This is a genomic window from Magnetococcales bacterium, assembly GCA_015231175.1.
Lineage (GTDB): Bacteria > Pseudomonadota > Magnetococcia > Magnetococcales > DC0425bin3 > HA3dbin3.
Map to the genome: position 1 here is coordinate 1 of JADGBZ010000162.1, position 2,844 is coordinate 2,844.

The window sequence follows — 2,844 nt, forward strand, 5'->3', positions numbered from 1 at the left end:
GCGCAGCCCTTCCTCCTGGACCTCCATCCCAGTTTTTCAATCGTTTTTTTATGTCACGACAATATTGACCAGACGCCCCGGCACCACCACCGTGTTGCGGATGGTCTTGCCGGCCAAAAACGGCGTCACCCGTTCGTCGTTCAACACCTTGTTTTTTAACTCTTCACGATCCATATCCGGCGGCACGCCCAACCGGGCGCGCAGCTTGCCGTTGACCTGAACCACGATGGTGATCTCGTCACGAACCAGGGCTGCCGGATCGGTCTCCGGCCAATTTTGGTGGCACAAATATCCCTGCCCGCCCAAATCCTGCCACAACTCTTCGGAGATGTGCGGCACGTAGGGGTTGAGCAGGGTCACGGAGATCTCCGCCAACTCGCGCATGACGGCGGCAGCCTCCCCGTGCAACGCCCCTTCCAGGGTGGCCAGGACCAGCAGACCCTCATTGACCAGTTCCATGACCGCCGCAATGCCGGTGTTGAACTGGAATCGCTCCAGGTCAGCCGTGACCCGGGCCACGGTGACATGCACCTTGCTGCGCAGCTTGCGCAGGGCATCATCCTCCGGCATGGAGGTGGCGGGCTTGGCGCCGGGAGCACGGGTGGCAATCTCCTGGACCAGCCGCCAAAGCCGGTTGAGAAACCGCCAGGCCCCATCCACCCCGCTTTCGTTCCACTCCAGATCCCGCTCCGGCGGGGCGGTAAAGAGCATGAACAGACGGGCTGTATCAGCCCCATAACCGGCGATCAGATCGTTGGGATCAACGACGTTGTGTTTGCTTTTGGACATTTTTTCATTGCGCCCCACCTCCAGGACAGCGCCGCACTCCTGGCAGGCCGGTCCGCCTTCCGACTGGACCACCTCGGCTGGATAGCGCCAGCCATGGGTCGGACAACGATAAGTATCCTTGCGCACCATCCCCTGGGTCAGCAGCCGGGTGAACGGCTCGTCGCAACGAACCCAGCCCACATCCCGCAACGCTTTGTGAAAAAATCGGGCGTAGAGCAGATGCAACACCGCATGCTCGATACCGCCGACATATTGATCGACCGGCATCCAATGCGCGACCCGTTCCCGATCCAGAGGGGCGTCGTGGACATCGGGTGAACAGTACCGGAGAAAATACCACGAAGACTCCATGAAGGTGTCCATGGTATCGGTCTCGCGCCGTGCCGGAGCGCCGCAGCGGGGGCATGTGGTCTCTTTCCAGGTGGGATGGCGTTCCAGAGGGTTGCCGACCCCCTTGAGATCGACATCGCGTGGCAGGGAGACGGGCAACTGTTCCCGGGGTACCGGCACGACATCGCAAACCGGGCAATGCACCATGGGGATGGGATTGCCCCAATACCGCTGCCGGGAGATGCCCCAGTCGCGCAGACGATATTGGATCGTGGCGCGACCGATCCCCTGCTGCTGAAATGTCTCGGCAACTCTGGCCTTGGCGGACTCATTGTCCAATCCGGCAAAGGGACCGGAATCGACCAGAAAACCGGGTCCGGTATAGGCTTCGGTCATGGTCGAGGCCTCCAGGGAGAGACCCTGGGGCTGGATCACCACCCGAATGGGAAGGCCATGGGCACGGGCAAACTCGAAGTCCCGCTGGTCGTGAGCCGGAACGGCCATGACCGCACCGGTGCCATAGCTCATGAGGACAAAGTTGGCAATGTAGATCGGAACCAAGTCGTTGGTGATGGGGTGGATGGCCCGCAAGCCGGTGTCATAGCCCTTTTTCTCCAGCCGTTCCATGGCCTCTTCGCTGGTGCCGCTCTGCTGGCAGGTGCGAATGAATGCCGCAGCGCCCGGATCCTTGGCGGCCACCTGCGCCGCCAGGGGATGCTCGGCGGCGATGGAGCAAAAAGTCACACCCATGATGGTGTCCGGTCGGGTTGTGTAGACCGGCAGGGTCGCCTCCTCGCCGGCAATCCGGAAGGCAAACTCCACCCCATGGCTCTTGCCGATCCAGTTGGTCTGCATGGTGCGCACGGTTTCCGGCCATCCCGGCAGACGTTCGATCCCCTCCAAAAGCGCGTCGGCGTACCGGGTAATGCGCAAAAACCATTGGGAGAGTTCCCGCCGCTCCACCGCCGCGCCGCTGCGCCAACCCCGGCCATCGATCACCTGTTCGTTGGCCAAAACCGTCTGGTCCTCCGGATCCCAGTTGACCAGGGACTTTTTGCGGTAGACCAGATCTTTTTCATAAAGTTGCAGGAACAACTCCTGCTCATGACGGGCGTATTCGGGATCACAGGTGGCAAACTCTCGTTCCCAGTCATAGGAGAGCCCCATGGATTTCAGCTCCCGCCGCATGGTGGCAATATTTTCATAAGTCCAGTCGGCGGGGTGAATCCCCTTTTGGCTGGCGGCATTTTCGGCAGGCATGCCAAAGGCATCCCAGCCCATGGGATGCAGGACATTCTTGCCCCGCAAACGCTGATACCGTGCGATCAGGTCGCCGATGGCATAATTGCGGACGTGACCCATGTGGATACGTCCTGATGGATAGGGAAACATCACCAATAAATAAAATTTTTCCCGATCGGACGCCTCAACCGTGCGAAAGATTCGCTCTTGATCCCAAATGGCCTGCCACTTTTTTTCGATGGCCTGGGGATTGAATTTTTTCTCCATGTTTTTTCACGTTTCCTTGGCAAGGGCCCAACGGCACGGCAAACTCGCCGCGATCTTCCCTTCTTTTACCACAGGAGGCCGGAGCGGGGCAAAAGGGAGATGTTTGAAAGACCGGGGTGGTGATTCGGTCTTTTGGCCGTGTTTTTTGGGGGTGCGCCGTGCGGGTAGTGCCTTCGTTTGGTTGATTGCGATCAAACTGCCATACCAAACTCAAAC

1 protein-coding gene is annotated in these 2,844 nt (G+C 59.7%); it reads right to left on the reverse strand.

The features are described 5' to 3' along the window. Positions 1 to 48: 48 nt before the first annotated feature. The gene (locus tag HQL63_16190; protein ID MBF0178362.1) at positions 49 to 2,628 is read right to left on the reverse strand and encodes a leucine--tRNA ligase; all 2,580 of its coding nucleotides are present in this window, start codon (positions 2,626 to 2,628) and stop codon (positions 49 to 51) included. Positions 2,629 to 2,844: the final 216 nt, after the last annotated feature.